The organism is Haemophilus sp. HMSC61B11 (genome assembly GCF_001838615.1).
Classification (GTDB): Bacteria; Pseudomonadota; Gammaproteobacteria; order Enterobacterales; family Pasteurellaceae; genus Haemophilus_D; species Haemophilus_D parainfluenzae_AD.
The window spans coordinates 1-340 of sequence record NZ_KV838010.1; the positions used below are offsets into that span (position 1 = coordinate 1).

General features: G+C 36.8%; 1 pseudogene. It reads left to right on the forward strand.

Annotated elements, in window-relative coordinates:
- A pseudogene (locus HMPREF3263_RS10475) lies at positions 1 to 340 on the forward strand (hypothetical protein); the annotation flags it as partial.

Genomic DNA, 340 nt, shown 5'->3' on the forward strand with positions numbered 1-340 from the left:
CCAATATCTCGAGGCAAAAAGTGATTATGAGTGGGCTTTTAATCCAGATAAACCAGCTAGGGAACAATATTTAAGATATAAAGAAACAGCGCAATTTCAATATGAAATGGATCAAAAAGAAGGATATTCATTTGTTTCACCACCAAAATCTTATGATGAATATAAAAAAGATATTCTCATTGGCTCTCCACTAAAAGACTTTGTTTTAGACATCATTATGATCCCCTTTGTGCTATTTGCTTTTTTCCTCCCTCGTCCACGTGGTTTTCGTGTCAATCGCAAAAAACGAGTGATTTATTGGCAAACCATTTTCGGCAGCCATGCCATCGCTTTCGTACCG